Here is a 21,883-nt window from a genome sequence, read left to right on the forward strand (position 1 = left end):
GATGTCCGACAAAGCAACGCTGTGCCTGTGGTACGACAAGGACGCCGAGGAGGCGGCAAATTTTTACGCCGCGACCTTCCCCGACAGCGAGGTCGGCGGCATCCATCGCGCCCCCGGCGACAATCCGAGCGGCAAAAAAGGCGATGTGCTGACCGTCGATTTCACCGTGCTCGGCTTTCCGTGCATCGGGCTGAATGGTGGCTCGACCTTCAAACATAGCGAGGCCTTTTCGTTTCAGGTCCATACCGACACGCAGGAAGAGACCGACCGGCTGTGGAATACGATCGTCGGCAATGGCGGCGCCGAAAGCATGTGCGGGTGGTGCAAGGACAAATGGGGCATCTCGTGGCAGATCACCCCGCGCGTGCTGACCGACGTGATGACGAGCGGCGACCAGGCCGCCGCCAAGCGCGCGTTCGAGGCGATGATGTCGATGAAGAAGATCGACGTTGCCACGATCGAAGCCGCAATCAAAGGCGAAGGCTGATGCTGATCTATTATGGCCACCCTTTTTCCAGCTACAGCTGGAAAGGACAGATCGCGCTGTATGAAAAAGGGCTCGATTTCGAATATCGCAACGTCGATCCCGAATTCCCGGAGCATGGCGAGCAGTTGCACGCGCTGTGGCCGGTGGGCAAATTCCCGTTGCTGGTCGACGGCGACCGGACATGGTTCGAAACGTCGATCATCGTCGAATATCTCGACCGGGTGCAGCCCGAACCGCGGTTGATCCCGGGCGACCCCGATGCGGCGCTGCGGGTGCGGCAGCTGGACCGAGTCTTCGACCTGCATGTGATGGCGGTGATGCAGGAGATCGTGAACGACCGCATTCGCGGCCCCGAAGGCCATGCGCCGATGATTATCGAGAAGGCGAAAGCCGGGCTCGACACGATCTATGCGTGGCTCGACAAAGAATTGGCGGGGGGCGGCTGGGCGATCCCAGCGGGTTTCACCCTCGCCGATTGTGCCGCGGCGCCGTCGCTCTTTTATGCCGACTGGGTGTATGAGATTCCGGCTAAGCATGAAAATCTGCGCGCCTATCGCGCCCGGTTGCTCGCGCGGCCATCGGTTGCGCGCGCGATCGACGGCGGGCGCCCCTATCGCCACTATTTCCCCGGCGGCGCCCCCGACCGCGATTGATTGTTCCAAGGAGGTTTTATGACGGCCACAGCTGACAATGGATGGGCGCTGTCCATCACCCGCCACATCGCCGCGCCGCCTGAAAAGTTGTGGCAAATTCTGACCGAGCGCCAAGCCGAATGGTGGTGTCCGGTGCCGTGGCGCGCCGAGTTTCTGGTGCAGGAATGGTACGCGGGCGGGCGGACCAGCGTCGTCATGCACGGCCCCGACGGCGAAGAGCATCCGCACGAAGGCATTTTCCTCGAGGTAACCCCCGGCGTCCGCTTCGTATCGACCGATGCCTTGGTGAGGGACGCGGACGGGCGCTATATACCGGCCGGCCCGTTCATGGTCGGATGCTGGGAAATCGCTGCCGAAGCGGGGGGAACCCGCTATACCGCGACCGCGCGGCATTGGGACGAGGACGCCGCCCGGCGTCACGCCGAAATGGGCTTTGACGAAGGCTGGGGCGCCTGTGCCGACCAACTCGCCGCGCTGTGCGAGTAGCGCCCGGCCGGTCCCGTACGGCCGTCCCATATCGGGGTTAACGCGCCGCTGACCGTGCCGCTTGACGCCTTGGTAGGTGCCCGCGCGCGAGGGCTGGGGCATGACGTCGCCAATCGCCCTCGCCCGCACCTTTTTCGTCGCGCTTTGCGCGGCGGTGCTGGCGTTCGCCCCGGCGCAGGCGCAGCAGAGCTTTACCGTTACAACAACGGTGAACTGGACCTGGGAAGACGGCGGTGACGATGATGGCGCGGTCATCGAGGACGAGGACGCCTCGCTCGATGACGCCTCGCTCGATGACGCCCTGCTGGACGATGAGGCGCTGGCCGAGGACGTCGATATGGCGGCAACGCGCCGTTATGCGCCAAGCGCCGCGCTGGCGACGCTGGGCCACGCCAAGGCGCATTACGGCCCCTTTGCGGTGATCGACGCCGCCACCGTCCGCATGGCCGGCGATGTGACATCGGCCACCCCGCGCCAGTTCGCGGCGATGCTGGCGGCGTATCCCGGACTCAAGCGGCTCGAAATGATCGATTGCCCCGGCAGTCTCGACGAGGAAGCGAATTTGATCCTTGCCCGCGCAATTCGCCGTCAGGGCATGGAAACCGTCGTCCCGCTCGGCGGTTCGGTGCGATCGGGTGCGGTCGAGCTCTGGCTCGCCGGAAAGACCCGCCGCGCCGCCGCGAACGCCGAATTCGGGGTCCATAGCTGGGCCGACGAAACCGGGCGCGAGGCGAATGATTATGCCGCGAGCGACCCGGTCCACGCCGAATATCTGGGATATTACCGCGAAATGGGGATGGACGACGCCAAGGCGCGCGCCTTTTACGCGCTGACCAACAGCACCCCGTTCGACGAAGTCCGCTATCTGACCCGCGAGGACATGGCGCGGTTTGTGGCGCTGAACTGACGCATAAGGTCGTCGGGCAAATCAAACCCGAATTTCGTCATGCTGAACTTGTTTCAGCAGCTATGGCCGGACCTGTCCAAAACCGCGGCGCTCCTCGGTAAGGCGGACCATGGACCCTGAAACAAGTTCAGGGTGACGAGGTTTTAGAGGATCTCGTCCGACGCGCTGCATTAGCCTTGCAACACGCTTGACCCGCCCCCACATCGGCGCGCATGGCGAAACGCAGCCTTTACCAGCGATTACGGTCGACCGCGCAGGTCCGGCTCGCGCTGTTCGCCGTCGGTGTGCTGTTGATCATCGTGTCGCCGATCGTCGGCGTGTTGCCCGGTCCCGGCTTTATCATCCTGTTTCCCATCGGGCTGATGCTGTGCCTGCAGAATAGCGCCTGGGCCAAGCGCATCTATGTCCGGTTCAAACGGCGCCACCCACGCTATGCCGGTTGGACCGATCGGGTGATGCGGCGGACCAGCGCGGCGCGGCGGCGCGAGCGCGAGGCGCTGGCGGCGGCCGAGGGCGAAACGCTGGAAAACCGCCGTGATGACAATTGATCGCCCAAAGCGATCGGGGCCAATTGACTTTACTCCGACTCTCGCTTATCCGCGCCTCCATCAGTGGCCGCCCACGTTTGGCGGCCCTTTTCTGTTAAAGCATTTGACGAGATTTAGGGACAACCGCGATGAAGCGTACCTTTCAACCGAGCAACCTCGTGCGCGCCCGTCGCCACGGTTTCCGCGCCCGCAAGGCGACGGTCGGCGGTCGCAAGATTCTCGCCAACCGCCGCGCCCAGGGCCGCAAGAAGCTGTCGGCCTGATCGCTGACGCTTCTGCGCCAGTAAAACTGGTGCGAACGCTTTCAAAACGCAGCGAATTTCTGGCCGCAAACCGCGGCCTTCGCTTTCCCATGCCTGGCTTTGTCCTGCTCGTCCGCGCGCGCGCCGACGACGATGACGCGATGGGCATCGGCTATACCGTCAGCAAGAAAGTCGGCAACGCCGTCACCCGCAACCGGATGAAGCGACGGCTGCGCGAACTGTGCCGCGCCGCGCTGCCCGAATCGGGGATCGCGGGCGCCGACCATGTGCTGATCGGCCGACCGGGCGGCAACGACATCGTTTTTGCCGAGCTGGGCGAGCAGCTCGATTCGGCGTTGCAGCGCGCGGCGAAGAAATTGGCGCGATGAGCCTGACTCCTCTCCCTCGTCACCCCGGACTTGATCCGGGGTCTATCACCGCCGGCGCCGCCTGGATCCCGGATCAAGCCTGTCCTGAGCATAGTCGAAGGGACCGGGGTGACGATGCGGAGGAAATCGCGCGTGAAGTTGCGCAGTTTTCCGGGCATCCGGCATGATCGCCCGCCTGCTCATCCTGATTGCGCGCGGGTGGCAGCTTGGCCCCTCGCGCATCCTGCCACCGACCTGCCGCTACGCGCCGTCGTGCAGCGCCTACGCGATCACTGCGCTGCAACGCCATGGTGCGATCAAGGGTGGCTGGCTGGCGACAAAGCGGCTATTGCGCTGCCATCCATGGGGCGGCCACGGCCACGACCCGGTGCCATAGGATTTCGACCAAGGCATCATCCCCGACATTTTGAGACGAAGAGAGACCAACCAGCGTGGACGACAAGCGTAACCTGATCGCGGCAATTTTATTGTCGGTGGCCATCCTGCTGGGCTGGAATTTCGTTTCCGAGAAATTCTTCCCCACGCCCGACAAGCCCGATGTGACGAAGACGGTCGCTGGGCCGACCGGCGCGGTGACGCCGGGTCAGCCCGCCGCGCTGCCCGCCCCCGGGGTGCCGACAACCGCTGCGGCGCAGGCCGTCCGCCCGATCGAGGCGGTGCTCGGTGAAGGCAATCGCATCGCCATCGACACCCCGGCGATCAAGGGTTCGATCAACCTGGTCGGCGCGCGCGTCGACGACATCACGCTGAGCAAATATCGCCAGACGATCCAGAAGGATTCGCCGCCGGTCCGCCTGTTCGCCCCCGCCGGCACCAAGGCCGCCTATTTCGCCAGCATCGGCTGGTCGGCGCAGGGCGTTGTCGTTCCCGGCCCGACCACATTGTGGACCGCGACCGGAACCAGACTGACCCCGACGACCCCGGTGACACTGAACTGGGCGAATGGCGCGGGTCAGAATTTCCGGATCGAATACAGCATCGACAATGATTATCTGATCACCGCGAAACAGACGATTACCAACACCGGCGCCGCACCTGTCGCGGTGCGCAGCGGCACCTATATCGACCGCACCGGCAAGCCGACCGATCCGCATGAGCAGGACAGCTTGACGATCCACGTCGGCCCGACCGGCTATCTCGACGGCAAGTCGAACTTCACCAATTATGACGAGCTGGAAGAAGCCGCCAACAACACGGTATCCTACACCGCGGCGGGCTGGCTGGGCTTCACCGACAAATATTGGCTCGCCGCGGTGATCCCGGCGAAGGGCGAAAAAGTCTCCGCCGCGTTCAATTCGCTGCCCGGCGGCGCGTTCCGTGCCGCCTTTGCCCGTGACCTCGTCGAAGTCGCACCGGGAACACAGCTGACAACCACGAGCCGCGTCTTTGCCGGAGCCAAGGAAGTCAGCACGCTGTCGCACTATCAGGATGATCAGGGCATCACCCGCCTGTCGAACGCGATCGATTGGGGCTGGTTCGAGTTCTTCGAGGTTCCGATCTTCAAGCTGCTCGACTGGCTGTTCCGCATGGTCGGCAATTTCGGCGTCGCGATCATGGCGCTGACTTTGATCATCCGCCTGGTGATGTTCCCGATCGCGCAGCGCCAGTTCGGATCGATGGCGCAGATGCGCCTGGTCCAGCCGAAGATGAAGGCGCTGCAGGAACGGCTGAAGGACGATAAGCCGAAGATGCAGCAGGAGCTGATGAAGCTCTATAAGGACGAGAAGATCAATCCGCTCGCGGGCTGCCTGCCGATCGTGATCCAGATCCCGATATTCTATGCGCTGTACAAAGTGCTGATGCTGACGATCGAAATGCGGCACCAGCCGTTCATTCTGTGGATCAAGGATCTGTCGGCGCCCGACCCGCTGCACATCCTGAACCTGTTCGGCCTGCTGCCCTTTACCCCGCCGTCGATCCTGTCGATCGGCATTCTCGCGGTCATCCTGGGCATCACCATGTTCCTGCAGTTCCGTTTGAACCCGCAGGCGACCGACCCCGTGCAGCAACAGGTGTTCAAGATCATGCCGTGGCTGTTCATGTTCATCATGGCGCCGTTCGCCGCGGGCCTGCTGCTGTACTGGATCACCAACAACTTGCTGTCGATTGCGCAGCAGCAGTGGATGTACCGCAAGTTCCCGGCGCTGAAGGCGGCGGCAGCGAAGTGAGCGACACCGATCTCGACCTTGAGCCCGGCGCGGATCCGGAGCGCGCCGAGCGCGCGCGCAAGATGTTTTCAGGGCCGATTGCGTTCCTGAAATCGGCGCCCGCGCTCGAACATTTGCCGCCGCCGACGATGCCCGAAATCGCGTTCGCGGGCCGGTCGAACGTCGGCAAATCGTCGCTGCTCAACGCGCTTACCAACCGCCACAATCTGGCGCGCACGTCGGTGACCCCGGGGCGGACGCAGGAGCTCAACTATTTCGACGTCGGCGAACCGCTGATTTTCCGGCTGGTCGACATGCCGGGCTATGGCTTTGCCAAGGCGCCGAAGGATGTCGTCAAGAAATGGCGCTATCTGATCAATGACTATCTGCGCGGGCGCGCGGTGCTGAAACGCACTTTGGTGCTGATCGACAGCCGCCACGGAATGAAGGATGTCGACCGTGAATTTCTCGAGATGCTCGATGTCGCTGCGGTCAGCTATCGCATCGTGCTGACCAAGGCCGACAAGATCAAGGCGAGCGAGCTGGCGGCGGTTCATGCCGCAACCGGGGCCGAGGCCCGCAAGCATGCCGCCGCGCACCCCGAGGTAATCGTGACGAGCAGCGAAAAGGGACTTGGGATTGCCGAACTGCGCACGGCGGTGCTGGAGGCGGTCGAGATTTGACTTTCGCTCCTCTCCCCCTGCGGGAGAGGATGGTGCAGGTTGCGGACGTGTCCGCTACCGGAACCTGGAGAGGGGAGCGTGCTTACGCAACCGTTGACACCCCCTCTCCCAGCTACGACTAGGCAGCAAGCTGCCAAGTCTGCGCAACCCTCTCCCGCAAGGGGAGAGGGATCAAAGGAGACCCCATGAAACTCTTCCTCGGCAACAAGGCTTACTCGAGCTGGAGCCTGCGCGGCTGGCTGGCGGTCAAGCATAGCGGCCTGCCGTTCGAGGAAGTCACCGTCCCGCTGTACGACGAGGAATGGAACAACCGGCGCGAGGGCGACGAGTTTGCGCCGTCGGGCGGCAAGGTGCCGATCCTGTGGGACGGCGACGAGATTGTCGTGTGGGACAGCCTGGCGATCATCGATTACCTCAACGAAAAGACCGGCGGCACCCGCGGATTTTGGCCCGAGGACATCGCGGCGCGGGCGATGGCGCGGTCGATGGCGGCCGAAATGCATGCGAGCTTTGCCGCGCTGCGCCGCAACCACAGCATGAACATCCGCCGCATCTATCCCGCCGCCCCGCTGCTTCCCGAAGTTCAGGCCGATGTCATCCGCATCCTGCAAATCTGGGCCGAGGCGCGAGCCCGGTTCGGCGGCGAGGGCGATTATCTGTTCGGCGACTGGTCGGCCGCCGACATGATGTTCGCGCCGGTGGTCACGCGTTTCATCACTTACTCGATCCCGCTGCCGCCCTTTGCGCTCGCCTATATGCAGGCGGTGGTCAGCCATCCCTGCATGCAGGACTGGATCGGCGGCGCGCAGGCCGAGGACTGGATTATCGAGAAGTTCGAGGGGCCGGAGCAGGGTTAGCGGGCGTCGGCTAGCGACCAATTGCCGACCTATATTGTCGTCATCCCGGACTTGATCCGGGATCCATCCGCCCTCTCAGTATAGGCGGTGCAAGGCCGCATGGACCCCGGATCAAGTCCGGGGTGACGAAGATATGAGGGCAGCTCCCCACCCCAAAGTCGCCATTCGACCTCACTCACGGAATCCGCTTCGTCGGATAGGGTGTGCCGTCTTTATGGAAATAGCCGTCCGGCCCGAACAGCATGTCGATGTCCGAATAGCCGCCGCCGGTGTCGTATTTCTTGCCGCCGCCGAGCGCGACGAAGACGCAGTCGGCGTGCGATTCGTTGATCAGATGATGGCCGTTGGTGCTGCCCTTGGGCCACACGGCAATGTCCCCGGGGCGCATCGGCCAGCGGCCGTCGTCCTCGATCAGTACCGCCTCGCCCGATATCATCACCAGCATCTCGTCTTCGCCGTCGTGCCAGTGGCGCTGCGACGACCAGGCGCCGGGTTTGAGCACGACATGGCTGGCGGCGAAATCGCTGAGCCCGGTCGCGGGGGCGAGGCGGCGATACCAGCGGCCCTGGACGGGCGCGTCATAGGGGGCGGGATAGCCGGTGGTGTTGGTTTGCGGGATGGCATCGAGATCGAGTTTGGGCATGGCGGTCTCCTGCCTCCTCTTGCCGTTCGCATCGCGCGAAGTCGAGATGCCTGCGCCGCGAACGAACGATTGGTGTCTCGACTTCGCTCGACACGAACGGATAAAGGGGTGGCATGGATATTGACCCCGTGAACCTCGCCAAGGCGCTGATCGCCGCGCCCAGCGTCACCCCCGCCACCGGCGCCGTGTTCGACGTCATCGAGGCGGCGCTCATCCCGCTCGGCTTCGCCGTCGAGCGTTTTATCGACGGCATCGAACCCGACGGGCCGGTGGAAAATCTGCTTGCGGTGCGGCACGGCAAAGGTCCGAAGCATTTCGGCTTTGCCGGGCATCTGGATGTCGTGCCGCCGGGCGTCGGATGGACCGGTGACGCCTTTGCCCCCGAGGTGCGCGGCGACCTGCTTTATGGCCGCGGCGCGGTCGACATGAAGGGGGCGATCGCGGCGTTCGTCGCCGCTGCCGCCGCGACGCCGGTCGAAGCGGGGACGATCAGCCTGATCATCACCGGCGACGAGGAAGGCCCGGCGATCTTTGGCACCCGCGCTCTGATGGAGCATATGGAAGGCCGCGGCATCCGTCCCGACATGATCGTCGTCGGCGAGCCGACCTCGGTGAACCGGCTCGGCGACATGGTGAAGATCGGGCGGCGCGGGTCGGTCAATATCTGGATCGACGTGCCGGGGACGCAGGGGCATGTCGCCTATCCGCATCTGGCCGACAACCCGATCCCCAAGCTGATCCAGATATTGGCGGCGATCGATGCGGTGGTGCTTGACAGCGGCAACGACTGGTTTCAGCCATCGAACATCGAATTCACCGACATCGAGGTCGGCAATGGCGCCACCAACGTCATCCCAGCTTCGGCCCGCGCGCGTCTGTCGATCCGGTTCAACGACCAGCACAAGGGCGCCGATCTGGTCGCGATGATCGAGCGGATCGCGCACGATGTCGAACCGAGTGCCAAGGTGCTCGGCAAGATTTCGGGCGAAGCGTTTCTGACCCCGCCGGGCGACCTGTCAGGGCTGGTCGCCGAGGCGATCCATGCCGAGACCGATATCATGCCCGAGATGTCAACGACCGGCGGCACGTCGGACGCGCGCTTTCTCCACGCGCTTTGCCCCGTGGTCGAGTTCGGGCTGACCAATGCAACGATGCACAAGCTGGATGAGGCGGTCGCGGTAGCAGACCTGCACAGGCTTGCCGCCATCTATCGCGGGATATTGATCCGCGCCTTCGCTTAATCGTCGCGGGTGCGGCGCAGGATGACATAGACCGCGCCGGCGCCGCCGTGGCTGATATGCGCCGGGCGCAGCGCGACGATTCCGTCGGCATGGGGCGAATAGGCAAGCCAGTCGGGCAAGGACGCGCGGATCGCACCGCGCGGGCGCGGGTCGCCGTGCATCTGCGGCAGCCGGTCGGCGCCGGGGCGCAGCCGTCCCGCCACCACCAGCAACACGCGCGCGCCGCGCAACAAGCCGCGCCCGATCGCCTCGTCGAGCAAAGCCTGCGCCGAGGCCAGCGTGTGACCGTGGAGGTCGATGCTGAGGTCGGGGCGCACCAGCCCTTTGCGCAGGCGCCGGTCCCAATGGCCGTCGAGCGTCGCCGCCTGATGGGTCCGGCGCGGTGGCGGCAACGGGGCGAGGGGGCGCGATACGAGGGGCGCCGCGGGTGCTGCCGTGTTCCTGGGGGTCGGCGGGGGTGGCCGGACGGTGGGCGGGGCCGTGGGGGCGAGCGGCGCCTTTGCCTTGGGCAACGGCTTTACGGTCGCCGCGACTTTCTTCCAAAGTGCGGTTTCGTCGGAGCCGAGCCGCCGCGCCATGACGACGTCAGCGCGCCGGGATCAGCCGCGCGACGCTGACGCGCGGCAGCAGCAAAAGCGCCGATCCGCGCGCGGACATGCCGCCCGCGATCGCGCGCGCATCGTCACCCGCTCCCCAAAAGCTGTCGATGCGGTTGGCGCCCTTGATCGCGCCGCCAGTGTCCTGCGCGATCCACAGCCCATTGGGTTCGGCGCGGTCGAGCGACAGAAAGACGGGGGCGCCGAGCGGCACATATTTGGGATCGGCAGCAACGCTCGCCCGGCCGGTCACCGGCACCCCGAGCGCGCCAAGCGGACCGGGGCCGGTGAGCTCGCGGAAAAATACCCAGCTGGGATTTTCGTTCATCACCGCGGCGCCGCGCACCGGATCGGCACGGAGGTAATCGAGGATGCCCTGCATCGACGCCTGCCCCGATCGGAGCGCGCCGCGGTCGAGCAGCAATTTGCCAATGCCCACATAGTCGCGGCCGTTCTGCGTGTCATAGCCGATCCGCATGACGCCGCCGTCGGGCAGACGCAGGCGCCCCGAGCCCTGGATTTGCAGGAAGAAGAACTCGGCGGCATCGGCGGCGTAGGCGATTTCAAGCCCGCGGCCTTCGAGCGCCCCGCCTTCGATCGCAGCGCGGTCGTAATAATGCACCAGGTTGGTGCCATCGACGCGGCCCCGAATCTTCTTGCCCTTCAGATCATCCGAAAACTGCCCGAGGTCGACATCGACCAGATCCGCTGGCCGACGGTAGATCGGCACGTCATAGCCCGCGCGTTTCGTCCGGGAACCCGCGATTTCGGGTTCATAATATCCGGTGACGAAGGTCGTACCCGCCCCGATCTGTACCGTGCCGAAATAGCGGGAGAAAAAAGCGAGCGCATCGCTGTCGGACCAGTTTTTCGCTGCGCTGCAGCTTTCGGCCCAGTCCGCGCCCTGCGTCAGGCCACTGGTATCGGAACGACGCTGTACCGAGGGACAGCTGATACGGAACGCCGCGAGCGCCGCTGTCGCCTGCTGCGCCGACACGCCAAGCGTCGCGAAATCCGGACCGGCGAGGACGCCGCTGGTCGCGGCCGTCGTCGCGGCGACGGGAACGGCGGGCGCGGGAAGCGGCGGGCGCGGGGTGGCCGGAATCGGCCGCGCCGCAACGCCGCCCGTTTCCGACGGGCGTGGCTGATACGGGCGGGGGCCGGTCGTCGGCCCGGACGGAGCCGGCTTGGCGGCGGCCGGGCGATTGCCCGAATCGGGGATCACCGACGCGCAGCCCGCGAGCAAAGGCAAAGCGGCGAAGAGGGTAAACCCGAAAACCCGCGTCCGGCGCATCCCGGACGAACCAACCGCGGGCATCGGCGTCAGGCTGCTTCGATTTCGTCGAGCAGCCAGTTGGGATCGTTGCTGCCGATCGCGCGGCGGAACGTCCACAGGTCGTCGGTCGGCGCCGCGTCGCTCATTGAACCGCCGATCAGTTTACCATCCGAATCGCGGGTGATCGCACTGATGTCGGCCTGATAGCGCACCGTGACGCGGGCTTCCTTCCGGTCGAGTTCGACCGCCGTAATTTTCGCCGAATCGATGCGGACGATCCGGTTGTCGAGCTTTTCACCGCGCCCGTCACGCGCCTCGATCGCTTCCACAAACGCTTCATAGCTATCGTCGTCGCACAGGTCGCGCAGCGTGTCGCGGTCGCCCGACCAAAAGGCCTCGAGGATCATCCGATACGCCGATTCGGCGCCCTCCATGAACCGACCGGCATCGAAATTGCGATCGGTCGCGAGCAGTTGGCGCAGGCCGATTTCGGCGGCGGGCTCGTAAACGAGACCCGACGTGTCGGCAGCGCTCGCGGTCGGCGACGACGATGTTTCGCCTTCTTCAAGACGCACCGGCGAGGGCGCCGCGCGCTCATCGCGGCGCGGCAAGACAGGCTCCTGCTCGTGCCCGGTGCGCTTGCCGAGCACCGAATACAGCCGCATGCCAAGGAAGGCGGCAATCATGGCAAGCAAGACGATCGAAAAAGCAGTCACGGGCAAAAGTCCAATGCGGGCAATCGAAACATATTGGCCCATACATAGGCGATGCACGGCCAAGTTTCAAACCACCATGGCCTTCGCCACGCGGGAGGTCAACGATTGCCCATCCCATTTGAGCGGTGATCGCGGCGCTGCGCGCCCATTGTGCTGCCTGTCGCGCGCTGCTAAGCGCCGCCGCAACCGTCCGCCGCGGTCCCGACACGGCCTGCGGCACGGATCCTGTTTCATCTTTTCGAGCGAAAGCAATAGACCATGGCTGACGAGACCAGCGCCGACATCAACAACCCCGCCCTGCAGCCCAATGGCGAAGACACGAGCCCGGCGATCGGCCTGATCTCGCAATATGTAAAGGATCTGTCGTTCGAAAATCCGAACGCGCCGGCGGTGTATCAGTGGCAGGATGCGCCGCAGATCGACGTCCAGTTCAACATCGCCGCCGAGGGTGTCGGCGACGGCCTGTTCGAAGTGGCGTTGAAAATCGACGTCACGTCGAAAGGCGACGCGGGCACGATGTTCGTGATCGATCTGAAATACGCCGGCCTCTTCGGCGTTCGCAACGTCCCCGACGACCAGTTGCAGCCGTTCTTCCTGGCCGAAGCGCCGCGCATCCTGTTTCCGTTCGCACGCCGCGTTGTCGCCGATGCCGTCCGCGACGGCGGTTTCGCGCCGCTGCTGCTCGAACCGATCGATTTCCACGGCCTGTTCATGCAGCAGGTCCAGCAGGCCGAAGCCGAGCAGGCGGGCGACGTCGCGCCGGTCGGCCAGGCGTAACCCGCATCGACGCGGCGGGCTGACGGGGTGAGCAGCCTGATCAAAAATGTCGGGACGATCGGCGGGCTGACGATGGTCAGCCGCGTTTTCGGTTTCGCGCGCGACATGCTGCTCGCACGGGTGCTGGGCGCCGGGCTGGCTGCCGACGCCTTCCAGCTGGCGTTCACGCTGCCCAATACCTTTCGGCGGCTGTTTGCGGAGGGCGCGTTTTCGGTCGCCTTTGTCCCGATGTACAGCCGTGCGCTGCATGGCGCGACAAGCGAAGGCGGCGGCGAGGATGCAGCGGCCAGGTTCGCCGACGATGTGCTGTCGGTCTTTCTGTGGGTGCTGCTCGCCTTTTCCGCGGTCATGATGATCGCGATGCCGGGGATCGTCTGGCTCCTCGCGCGCGATTTCCAGGAGGTGCCCGGCAAGTTCGAGCTGGCGGTGTTCCTTAGCCGGTTGACCTTTCCCTATCTGGCGCTGATCAGTTTTGTGGCGATGCTGTCGGGGCTGCTCAACGCGCGATCGCGCTTTGCCCCCGGTGCCTTTGCCCCGGTGCTGCTCAACATCGTGCTGATCGCAGGCATCACCGCCGGTTGGTGGCTGCGCGGCGACAGCGGCGACGACCGCATCGTCGCCACCGCGCTGGCGGTTTCGGTCAGTCTCGCCGGGGTGGCTCAGCTCGCCTATCTGATCTGGGCGGTGCGGCGCGCCGGACTGAAACTCCACTGGCACCTGCCCAAATTCACCCCCGAAGTGCGCAAGCTGGGGATGCTGATCCTGCCCGCAACCTTCGGCGCCGGAATCTACCAGATCAGCCAGTTCGTCGACACCTTCTTCGCGACGTCGCTGCCACAGGGATCGCTGACCTTGCTCAAGCTGGCCGACCGGCTCAATCAGATGCCGCTCGGTATCGTCGGCATTGCGCTCGGTACCGCGATCCTGCCGATGCTGTCGCGCCATATCCACAGCGGCGACGCCGACGAAGCCCAGCGATTGCAGGGCAATGCGTTCGAGATCGCGACGCTGCTGACGCTGCCGGCCGCGGCAGCGCTGGCGATCTGCGCCCCGGCCTTTGTCACCGCATTCTTCGTCGGCGGCAAATTCACCGATGCCGACGGCGCGATCATGGCCCAGATTGTCGCGGCGCTCGTCGCGGGGCTGCCCGCCTATGTGATCATCAAGATCCTGAACCCGGGGTTTTTCGCGCGCGAAGACATGCGCACCCCGGTGTGGACCGCGCTGGCGGCGCTGATCGTCAATATCGCGATCAACCTGTATGTCGTCGAACGGTACGGGATCGTCGGGCTGGCGGGGGCGACCGCGGTGTCGGCGTCGCTTAACTGCCTGCTGCTCTATGCCATGCTCCATCGCCGCGGCTGGTTCCATTTCACCGCCAAGCTGGCGGCGCGGATCGCCCGCCAGATCGTCGCCGTCGCCGCAATGTCGGTGCTGCTATGGTGGATGATGCCGATGCTGGCGCCCTATTATGGCGGCGGCGTGTTCGAGCGTATCTGGTCGCTAACGGCGCTCGTCGGCGCGGGCGGCGCGGTGTTTTTCACTGTCGCCTTCCTCGTCGGTGCGCTTGACAAGGATCTGGTCGCCATGTTGACGCGGCGGCGCACGAAATCGGCGCCACTAGAGGAGTAAGACATGCGGACGCTATCGGGCATCCAGCCCACCGGAAATTTGCATCTGGGCAATTATCTGGGCGCGATCCGCAACTGGGTGCGGATGCAGGACGAGATGCCGGGCGAGAAGCTCTATTTCTTGGCCGACCTGCACGCGATCACCGTCCACAACGACCCCGCCGAGCTGACCGCGAACACCCGGGAGATGGCCGCGGCGCTGATGGCCGCAGGGATCGACCCTGCCAAGGCGATATTGTTCAACCAGGCACGCGTCCCCGCGCATGCCGAGCTTGGCTGGTTGCTGTTCTGTACCGCGCGCATCGGCTGGCTGAACCGGATGACCCAGTTCAAGGAAAAGTCGGGCAAGAACCGTGAGGGCGCGAGCGTGGGCTTATACGCCTATCCGGTGCTGCAGGCGGCAGACGTGCTGCTGTACCAGACAACGCATGTGCCGGTCGGCGACGACCAGAAACAGCATCTTGAGCTGGCGCGCGACATTGCGACCAAGTTCAACCTCGATACCGAAACCGAGACCTTCACCCTGCCCGAACCGACAATCCCGCCGACCGCGGCGCGGATCATGAGCCTGCGCGACGGCAGCGCGAAAATGTCGAAGTCGGACCCCAGCGATGCCAGCCGCATCAATCTGGTCGACGACGCCGACACGATCATGGCAAAAATCCGGAAAGCCAAGACCGACGCCGAGCCACTGCCGTCGGAAGCCGCCGGGCTGGAGGGACGCGCCGAGGCGAAGAACCTGGTCGCCATCTATGCCGCAATGGCCAACGAGAGCATTGATGCCGTGCTGGCGCGCTTTGCCGGACAGGGATTCGGCGCGTTCAAGCCTGCGCTCGGCGAGCTGCTCGTCGAAACCTTGCAGCCGATCGCGACCCGTCTCGGCCAGCTGAAGGCCGACCCGGCGGCGATCGACGCGGCTCTGGCGGACGGCGCGGCGCGCGCGCGCTCGCTGGCCGAGCCGACGCTCAACGCTGCCTATGCTGCACTGGGGCTTTGCCGCTAATCTCCTGTCAGGGATTGCTTATGGGCAGCGGCACCCCATATTTCTTGATGGAACCAAGGTGCGACGAGCCGGGTTCAACCAAGGTTAAGTCGCATTGGCGCAGTCATGGTATAGAGCGCCAAGGATGCGCGCCCCCGAATCACGGAGCCAAGACGATGAGCAATATGACCCTTCGCCACCTCGGCCTCGCCGCCATGACCGGCGCGGCGCTGGCCCTCGCTGGCTGCGCGACCCCGTTCAAGGCCGATGTCGCGCGTTTCCAGACCCAATTGCCCGCGCCGCAGGGCCAGAGCTTTGTCGTCGAGGCCGGTAACCCGGCGCTCGCCGGCGGCATCGAGTTCAGCCAATATGCCAATCTGGTCGCGGGCGAACTGACCCGCTACGGCTATCGCCCGGCGGCCCGCGGTGAAAGTGCCGACCTGGTCGTGCGCCTGGATTATGGCGTCGACAAGGGGCGCGAGCGCGTCGTGTCGAGCCCCGGCTTTGGCGATCCCTGGTACGGCGGTTATGGTGGCTACGGCCGCGGTTTCTATCGCCCGGTGATCGTCAGCGGCCGCGGCGGACGGCGCTATGTCTATGGCTATCGCGACCCGTTCCTGTGGGGCGGTTTTGGTGGCGGTTTCGGCGGATATAACGATGTCAGCAGCTACACCGTCTATACCAGCGGCCTGAACCTGCAGATCAACCGCGCCGCCGACGGTTCGCGCCTGTTCGAAGGCAGCGCCGAGGCGCAGTCGCGCGACAATAATTTGCAGGCAATCGTCCCGAACCTGGTCGAGGCGATGTTTACGGGTTTCCCCGGCAATTCGGGCGAGCGGGTACGGATTACGGTGGCACCGCCTGAAAAGGGGTGAGATTGCCGCGAGGTTGATGACAAAGGCCCGCCTTTCGAATGAAAGGTGGGTCTTTTTTGCGTCACGGGCAATGTCGGGTTGTGACCAGTTGCGGACATGGAAGGCAAACAGCCCTTCCTCTTCAGAGGAGGGGATAGCGGACCGGCCGCTTCCCATCCCAAAGCGGACATTCTGTCGCTCTGTGGACAATCCCGGGGATAACCCCGGCATAACCCGGTGGATCAGCTGTTGAGGCTGCGCCGGATCGCGGCGATTTCGGCGTCGAGTTCGCTGTCGGCGACGCGCAGCGCCTCGACCGTGCGAACTGCGTGGATCACCGTCGAATGGTCGCGCCCGCCAAAGCGTCGGCCGATCTCGGGATAGGAGCGCGGCGTCAGTTCCTTGGCCAGATACATTGCAACCTGACGCGGGCGCGCGATCGCGCGGACGCGGCGCTTCGATGCCATTTCGGACTTGTCGAGCCGGTAATGCGCGCACACCGCGCGCTGAATCTCGTCGATCGTGATCCGCGGCCGCGCGGTGCGGACATTTTCGGCGAGCCGGTCTTCCGCCAGCCGCAGATCGACCGTCGTGCCGGTCAGCGCCGCATAAGCGAGGAGCTTGTTGAGCGCGCCTTCGAGTTCGCGGATGTTGCGGGTGAAATGCTTGACCAGATAGGCGACGACATCGTCGGGCACGTCGAGCATCGGCATCAGCGCGAGGCGCTGGCGAATAATGCGTTCGCGCAGATCGTCCTCGGGCGCTTCGATGTCGGCGACGAGGCCGCCCGCCAGCCGCGACAGCAGCCGCGTTTCGACCCCGTCGAGCATCGACGGCGGGCGGTCGGCGGTGACGACAAGGCGTTTGCCCGCGGTCATCAGATCGTCGATCGTGTGGAGTAATTCTTCCTGGGTCGAATTTTTGCCGATGACGAATTGCAGATCGTCGAGCAGCAGCAGGTCGGCGGCGCGCAGCCGCGCCTTGAACGCCATCATGTCGCCGCCGCGCATCGCGCCGACGAATTCGAGCATGAACTTTTCCGCCGACATCAGGATGATCGTCGCGGTCGGATGCGCCGCGGCATAATCCTGCGCGATCGCCTGGAGCAGGTGGGTCTTGCCCTGACCGGTCCCCGAGGCGAGGTAGAGCGGGTTGAACTGCGGCGCTTCGACCATCGCCATGCGGCGCGCAGCATTAGCGGCGAGGATGTTGCTGCGCGCGATCACGAAACGGTCGAACGACAGCCGCGGATCGAAGGGCGACGGAACAGTGACTGCCGCCGGAACGGGCGTGTCGAAGGTCGGCAGCGGCGGGCTGGCCAATATCGCCGCACGGTCGCTCGCCCCTGCCCCGCCGCGGACGGTCACGCCGCGCACCGTCGGCAAGTGCTGACGCCACGCCAGCTCGAGCCGGTCGCCGAAGCGCTCGTTGATCCAGTTGGCCGAAAAGCGACTGACGGTTTCGAGCGTTACCACCCCCGACATCGCGCAATAATCGCCAAAACGCACAGGCTTCAGCCAATGGTCAAAGGTGCGAACGCCCAGATCGCGGCGCAATCCTTCGGCAACGCGCGGCCAGAGCGTCGCGGCATCACCGCTCATCGCTCCATCCCTTGCACCATCGCCATGTAGATTTCCGCTCTCTGTCACGCCGTACCGCCCCCGCTGATCCCCCTGCCCTCAAAGCTTCGCGCGGCCAGCCACACGCCGATTCGTCACTTACGCAAGGGCGCAAGCATCCCGCCCGGGACCGAAGGCCCGAAGACGTGCGAATCATGTCGATGTGGCGGCCACCGGCGAAGGCCGACGACGCACCTGTCTAGTCAGGGCGACGCGAGTCGAGCAAGGGGCGGTCGTGTAAAAATACTGAAATAAAAATCTTGACTCGGCAGGGGTACCAGAATCACGTCAAAGTCACATTTATCGACTATTTATCAGATACTTAAATGTTACATTCGCGTTGCAGATCAACGAATCGCCGTAAATCCGTCACTTACCGCGCTGCAACACATTTGCCATCGTCCGGTCACAATCGGAGGCACAAAAAAAGACCCGCGGGCTCTGGGCCGACGGGTCATTTTTGTTCCCTTTCGGGACAGCGTCGATCAGGCGATCAGATTGACGCTCTTGGTCAGGCGCGAGAATTTGCGCGCGACGGTGTTCTTGTGCAGTACGCCCTTGGCGACGCCGCGTGCCATTTCAGGCTGTGCGGCCTTCAGCGCGGTCGCTGCGGCGTCTTTGTCACCGGCGACGATCGCATTTTCGACCTTCTTGACCAGCGTGCGGATGCGCGAGACGCGATTCTTGTTCACGATGGTGCGCGCGGTGTTGCGGCGGATGCGCTTTTTTGCCTGCGGCGTATTGGCCATAAATTCCTCGGTTTCCAAACGGTCTAAGTCAGTCGGAGCGCAGCGTCACCGGAGCAGCCGAATCGCGCGAGTGCAGCGAATCAATGTCCGGATACGGCCGGTTCCGGTAACCCGGACCCTGCTCGAAGGGTGCGCGCATAGCCAGACAGGCCCAGTTGGTCAATCATTTTTGCGCCAAATGGGCAGATCACCGCTGGCATTTGGGGCAGTAGAAGGTCGATCGGCCGCTCTGGACAATCCGCACGATCATGCCGCCGCATACGCACGCATCACCCTCGCGGCCATAGACGCGCCAGTCCTTGGCGAAATAACCGAGTTCGCCGTCAGGTTGCTTGTAATCGCGCAGCGTCGATCCGCCCGCCGCGATCGACGCTTCGAGCACCGCCTTGATCGCCGGGACCAACACCGCAAGCTTCGCCTTCGACACATCCGCGGCTGGCCGGGTCGGCGCGATGCGCGCCATGTTGAGCGCCTCGCAGACATAGATATTGCCAAGCCCGGCGACGATCGTCTGATCGAGCAGCATCGCCTTGATCGGTGCGCGGCGGGCCGCGAGCACGCGACCGAGATACACAGCGTCAAAGGCATCGGACAAAGGTTCTGGACCCAGCGTCACAAAGGCCGGAAAGCCGACAAGCGGATCGCCCGCGACCAGATCGACCGATCCGAATCGGCGTGGGTCGTGGAGCATCAGCCGCTGCCCCGCCGCGGTGTCGATGAGCAGATGGTCGTGCTTGCCCGGCTCGCCAGCGCCGATACGCCAGCTGCCCGACATGCCAAGGTGAAAGATCATGTGATCGCCGCGGTCGGTGGCGATGATACCATATTTGGCGCGGCGCGACAGGCCGGTAACGATCGATCCGGTCAGCCGCTGCGCGAGGTCAACGGGGAACGGGCGGCGCAGGTCGGGACGCATCGTCGAGACGCGGACCAACCGCTGGCCGGTCAGGTGCGGCATCAGGCCGCGGACGGTGGTTTCGACTTCGGGCAGCTCGGGCATGGTCGGGCTGAGCTACGCGCCATTTGCTTGGACGACAAGGCCCGGCTAAAGGCGCATTGCACGATCGCTCTCCCCGCAAAGGCGCATATTTATGGCTACCCCCGAAACCGTCAGCTTCGGATATGAAACGGTCGCCGCGACCGACAAAACCGCGATGGTCGGCGAGGTGTTCAGCCGGGTCGCGCGCAAATATGACATCATGAACGACGCGATGTCGGGCGGCATGCACCGGTTGTGGAAGGACCGCTTCGTGCGCCGGGTCAAACCGCGCGCCGGCGAGGCCATCCTCGACATGGCGGGCGGCACCGGCGACATCGCCTTTCGCATGGAGCCGTCGGGCGCCAGCATCACCGTCGCCGACATCAACCCCGACATGCTGGGCGTGGGTGTCGAGCGCGCCGCCGAGCGCGGTGTGGATTCGCTGGTGTGGAGCGAACAAAATGCCGAGACTTTGTCATTCCCCGACCAGTTTTTTGACGCCTACACGATCGCCTTCGGCATCCGCAATGTCACCGACATTCCCGCGGCCTTGGCCGAAGCACACCGCGTGCTGCGTTATGGCGGGCGGTTTTTCTGCCTGGAATTTTCGACCAACGAATGGCCGGGCTTCGCGCAGGCCTATGACGCTTATTCGCATCATCTGGTCCCCAAGCTGGGCAAGCTGATCGCACAGGATGAGGACAGCTATCGCTATCTGATCGAATCGATCCGGCGGTTCCCGCCGATGCCCGAGTTTGCCAGGATGATCAGCGCTGCGGGCTTCACATCGGTGAAGGTCGAGCCGATCATGGGCGGGCTGGTCGCCATTCATAGCGGGTGGAAGGCTTGACCCGTCCCGTCACCCATATCCTGCGCCTGCTGAAGTGGGGCCGCATCCTCGCGCGCCATGGCGCGCTGCGCGGAATCGAGGGGGCGCCGACGACCCCGCCCGGGGTCAAGCGGCTGTGCCGGATCGCGCGATTCGGAACGATCCAGCCGGAGATTCCCGACTATGCCGCAGCGTTCCAGGCGATCGGCCCCGCCGCGGTCAAGCTGGGCCAGACGCTGGCGACGCGCCCCGACATCGTCGGCGAAGAGGCGGCGCGCAACCTGCTGACGTTGCAGGATGCGCTCGCACCCGTCGCCTTCGAGCGGATCCGCCACGAGATCGAGCAGGCGTTTGAAGCGCCGCTTGAGACATTATACGCCGAATTCGACCCTGTGCCGGTGGGATCGGCGTCGATCGCACAGGTCCACCGCGCGGTGACGACCGAGGGCCGCCAGGTTGCGGTGAAGGTGCGCCGCCCCGGCATCGACAAGCAGTTCGCGCGCGACATCGACACCTACGAATGGGCGGCGGCGCATCTCGAGGCGCTGGGCGGCGAAGCGACGCGGCTGCGCCCGCGCGAGGTGATCGCCAATTTCCGCCGCTGGACGCTGCGCGAGCTCGACCTGCGGCGCGAAGCGGCGTCGGCGTCGGAGCTGAAGGACGCAATGGTCGGGGTACCGACCTATGAAGTCCCGGCGATCGACTGGGACCGCACGACCAGCAAGGTGATGACCCTGGGTTGGATCGATGGCATCAAGATTTCGCACCGAGATGCACTGATCGCTGCGGGGCATGACATGGAGGCGCTCGCGGGCAATCTGGTCCACGCCTTCCTGCGCCAGGCGATCGCCGAGGGATTTTTCCACGCCGACATGCACCAGGGCAATTTGTTCGTGAAGGCCGACGGGACGATCGCTGCGGTCGATTTCGGCATCATGGGGCGGATCAACCGACAGGCGCGCTACTGGCTCGCCGAAATCCTGTACGGCCTGACCACCGGCAATTACCGCCGCGTCGCCGAAATTCATTTCGAGGCGCAGTACGTTCCCGATTATCATAATGTCGAGGAATTCGCGACGGCGCTGCGCGCGGTCGGCGAACCGATGCGGGGCAAGCCGGTGAGCGAACTCAGCGTCGGTCAGATGCTCGACGGGCTGTTCGCGATCACCCGCGATTTCGACATGCAGACCCAGCCGCACCTGCTGCTGCTGCAAAAGACGATGGTCATGGTCGAGGGGGTGGCGACGATGCTGAACCCCAAGATCAACATGTGGGACGTGTCCGGCCCGTTTGTGCAGGAATGGATCCGCGACGAGCTGGGTCCCGAGGCCGCGCTGGCCGACGGCATCCGCGAACAGGGCAAGACGCTGGCGCTGATCCCCGACATCATCCGCCGCCTCGACGCGCAGTTGCCCAGAAAAGGCGCGGCACCGCCTGCCCCGCCGCTGCCCGCCATCGCGCTGATGTGGGAGAGGGGCGAGAAGCGCCGCTGGTGGCGTTATGCGCTGATCGCGCTGGTGGGCGCGGCGGCTGGCGGCGGCGCAATGTACTGGGTCACTTAATCCTCCACTCCTGACGCATTGATCCTATCG

25 protein-coding genes are annotated in these 21,883 nt (G+C 64.7%); 18 read left to right on the forward strand and 7 right to left on the reverse strand.

All coding sequences use genetic code 11. The annotated features are described in order from the left end of the window. The first annotated feature begins 1 nt into the window (after position 1). The 11 genes from ACQY6T_RS12700 (at position 2) to ACQY6T_RS12750 (ending at position 7,399) form a co-directional block, all read left to right on the forward strand. Positions 2-487 (forward strand): VOC family protein, encoded by a 486-nt coding sequence (locus ACQY6T_RS12700; RefSeq protein ID WP_428631194.1) that lies wholly within the window; start codon positions 2-4, stop codon positions 485-487. Continuing rightward, positions 487-1,140: a glutathione S-transferase family protein gene (locus ACQY6T_RS12705; protein WP_428631196.1), complete on the forward strand. Its 654-nt coding sequence runs from the start codon at positions 487-489 to the stop codon at positions 1,138-1,140. Before ACQY6T_RS12700 ends, ACQY6T_RS12705 begins: the two co-directional genes overlap by 1 nt. 18 nt (positions 1,141-1,158) lie before the next feature. Next, positions 1,159-1,626 carry an SRPBCC domain-containing protein gene (locus ACQY6T_RS12710; RefSeq protein ID WP_428631197.1) on the forward strand — a complete coding sequence of 156 codons (468 nt, stop codon included), beginning with the start codon at positions 1,159-1,161 and terminating at the stop codon, positions 1,624-1,626. 100 nt (positions 1,627-1,726) lie between these two features. After that, complete coding sequence (locus ACQY6T_RS12715; RefSeq protein WP_428631199.1) at positions 1,727-2,533, forward strand: alpha/beta hydrolase; 807 nt, start codon at positions 1,727-1,729, stop codon at positions 2,531-2,533. 212 nt (positions 2,534-2,745) lie between these two features. Then, positions 2,746-3,081, forward strand: coding sequence for a hypothetical protein (locus ACQY6T_RS12720; protein WP_428631200.1), 336 nt, complete (start codon positions 2,746-2,748; stop codon positions 3,079-3,081). Positions 3,082-3,209: 128 nt separating this feature from the next. Next, a complete protein-coding gene (gene rpmH / locus ACQY6T_RS12725; RefSeq protein WP_039570342.1) occupies positions 3,210-3,344 on the forward strand; it encodes a 50S ribosomal protein L34 in 135 nt (44 codons plus the stop codon). Between the two features lie 29 nt (positions 3,345-3,373). Then, positions 3,374-3,712, forward strand: coding sequence for a ribonuclease P protein component (rnpA, locus tag ACQY6T_RS12730; RefSeq protein WP_428631203.1), 339 nt, complete (start codon positions 3,374-3,376; stop codon positions 3,710-3,712). A 163-nt stretch (positions 3,713-3,875) separates the two neighbouring features. Continuing rightward, positions 3,876-4,088 carry a membrane protein insertion efficiency factor YidD gene (gene yidD, locus ACQY6T_RS12735; protein WP_428631205.1) on the forward strand — a complete coding sequence of 71 codons (213 nt, stop codon included), beginning with the start codon at positions 3,876-3,878 and terminating at the stop codon, positions 4,086-4,088. A gap of 55 nt (positions 4,089-4,143) precedes the next feature. Beyond that, the gene (yidC, locus tag ACQY6T_RS12740; protein ID WP_428631207.1) at positions 4,144-5,880 is read left to right on the forward strand and encodes a membrane protein insertase YidC; all 1,737 of its coding nucleotides are present in this window, start codon (positions 4,144-4,146) and stop codon (positions 5,878-5,880) included. Between the two features lie 62 nt (positions 5,881-5,942). Then, positions 5,943-6,542: a ribosome biogenesis GTP-binding protein YihA/YsxC gene (gene yihA / locus ACQY6T_RS12745; RefSeq protein WP_428632646.1), complete on the forward strand. Its 600-nt coding sequence runs from the start codon at positions 5,943-5,945 to the stop codon at positions 6,540-6,542. A 185-nt stretch (positions 6,543-6,727) separates the two neighbouring features. After that, entirely contained in the window at positions 6,728-7,399 is a 672-nt protein-coding gene (locus tag ACQY6T_RS12750; protein WP_428631208.1) for a glutathione S-transferase family protein, read from the forward strand. 175 nt (positions 7,400-7,574) lie between these two features. On the opposite strand, the gene ACQY6T_RS12755 is transcribed toward ACQY6T_RS12750, so the two are convergent. Continuing rightward, a complete protein-coding gene (locus tag ACQY6T_RS12755; RefSeq protein ID WP_428631210.1) occupies positions 7,575-8,042 on the reverse strand; it encodes a cupin domain-containing protein in 468 nt (155 codons plus the stop codon). A gap of 113 nt (positions 8,043-8,155) precedes the next feature. Here ACQY6T_RS12755 and dapE point away from each other — a divergent pair, with 113 nt between their 5' ends. Then, positions 8,156-9,283: a succinyl-diaminopimelate desuccinylase gene (gene dapE, locus ACQY6T_RS12760; protein WP_428631211.1), complete on the forward strand. Its 1,128-nt coding sequence runs from the start codon at positions 8,156-8,158 to the stop codon at positions 9,281-9,283. Here dapE and ACQY6T_RS12765 read toward each other — a convergent pair. From ACQY6T_RS12765 to ACQY6T_RS12775, 3 genes are read right to left on the reverse strand one after another with little or no spacing between them, the layout of a single operon-like run. Further along, complete coding sequence (locus tag ACQY6T_RS12765) at positions 9,280-9,861, reverse strand: Smr/MutS family protein (RefSeq protein WP_428631212.1); 582 nt, start codon at positions 9,859-9,861, stop codon at positions 9,280-9,282. The genes dapE and ACQY6T_RS12765 overlap by 4 nt on opposite strands. 7 nt (positions 9,862-9,868) lie before the next feature. Beyond that, positions 9,869-11,197, reverse strand: coding sequence for a murein transglycosylase A (gene mltA, locus ACQY6T_RS12770; RefSeq protein WP_428631214.1), 1,329 nt, complete (start codon positions 11,195-11,197; stop codon positions 9,869-9,871). A 5-nt stretch (positions 11,198-11,202) separates the two neighbouring features. Further along, on the reverse strand, positions 11,203-11,913 hold the full coding sequence (locus ACQY6T_RS12775) for a Tim44/TimA family putative adaptor protein (protein WP_428631215.1): 711 nt from the start codon (positions 11,911-11,913) through the stop codon (positions 11,203-11,205). A 216-nt stretch (positions 11,914-12,129) separates the two neighbouring features. Here ACQY6T_RS12775 and secB point away from each other — a divergent pair, with 216 nt between their 5' ends. The 4 genes from secB to ACQY6T_RS12795 all read left to right on the forward strand — a co-directional run bounded on the left by secB (position 12,130) and on the right by ACQY6T_RS12795 (position 16,136). Next, positions 12,130-12,648 (forward strand): protein-export chaperone SecB, encoded by a 519-nt coding sequence (gene secB / locus ACQY6T_RS12780; RefSeq protein WP_428631216.1) that lies wholly within the window; start codon positions 12,130-12,132, stop codon positions 12,646-12,648. Positions 12,649-12,675: 27 nt separating this feature from the next. Continuing rightward, a complete protein-coding gene (gene murJ / locus ACQY6T_RS12785; protein WP_428631218.1) occupies positions 12,676-14,280 on the forward strand; it encodes a murein biosynthesis integral membrane protein MurJ in 1,605 nt (534 codons plus the stop codon). Between the two features lie 3 nt (positions 14,281-14,283). Continuing rightward, positions 14,284-15,282, forward strand: coding sequence for a tryptophan--tRNA ligase (gene trpS, locus ACQY6T_RS12790; RefSeq protein ID WP_428631220.1), 999 nt, complete (start codon positions 14,284-14,286; stop codon positions 15,280-15,282). Between the two features lie 164 nt (positions 15,283-15,446). Continuing rightward, positions 15,447-16,136 (forward strand): DUF4136 domain-containing protein, encoded by a 690-nt coding sequence (locus ACQY6T_RS12795; RefSeq protein WP_428632648.1) that lies wholly within the window; start codon positions 15,447-15,449, stop codon positions 16,134-16,136. Between the two features lie 221 nt (positions 16,137-16,357). Here the strand turns inward: ACQY6T_RS12795 and dnaA are convergent, their stop codons facing one another. From dnaA to mutM, 3 genes are all read right to left on the reverse strand, one after another. Then, positions 16,358-17,716 (reverse strand): chromosomal replication initiator protein DnaA, encoded by a 1,359-nt coding sequence (dnaA, locus tag ACQY6T_RS12800; RefSeq protein ID WP_428631221.1) that lies wholly within the window; start codon positions 17,714-17,716, stop codon positions 16,358-16,360. 503 nt (positions 17,717-18,219) lie between these two features. Then, a complete protein-coding gene (gene rpsT, locus ACQY6T_RS12805; protein ID WP_428631223.1) occupies positions 18,220-18,483 on the reverse strand; it encodes a 30S ribosomal protein S20 in 264 nt (87 codons plus the stop codon). Positions 18,484-18,670: 187 nt separating this feature from the next. Further along, entirely contained in the window at positions 18,671-19,483 is an 813-nt protein-coding gene (gene mutM, locus ACQY6T_RS12810) for a bifunctional DNA-formamidopyrimidine glycosylase/DNA-(apurinic or apyrimidinic site) lyase (RefSeq protein ID WP_428631226.1), read from the reverse strand. Between the two features lie 91 nt (positions 19,484-19,574). Here mutM and ACQY6T_RS12815 point away from each other — a divergent pair, with 91 nt between their 5' ends. After that, on the forward strand, positions 19,575-20,312 hold the full coding sequence (locus ACQY6T_RS12815) for a class I SAM-dependent methyltransferase (protein ID WP_428631228.1): 738 nt from the start codon (positions 19,575-19,577) through the stop codon (positions 20,310-20,312). Then, on the forward strand, positions 20,309-21,853 hold the full coding sequence (gene ubiB, locus ACQY6T_RS12820; RefSeq protein ID WP_428631231.1) for a 2-polyprenylphenol 6-hydroxylase: 1,545 nt from the start codon (positions 20,309-20,311) through the stop codon (positions 21,851-21,853). The genes ACQY6T_RS12815 and ubiB overlap by 4 nt, the downstream gene beginning before the upstream one ends. The last annotated feature ends 30 nt before the right edge of the window (positions 21,854-21,883 follow it).

Source organism: Sphingopyxis sp., from assembly GCF_965279725.1.
Classification (GTDB): Bacteria; Pseudomonadota; Alphaproteobacteria; order Sphingomonadales; family Sphingomonadaceae; genus Sphingopyxis.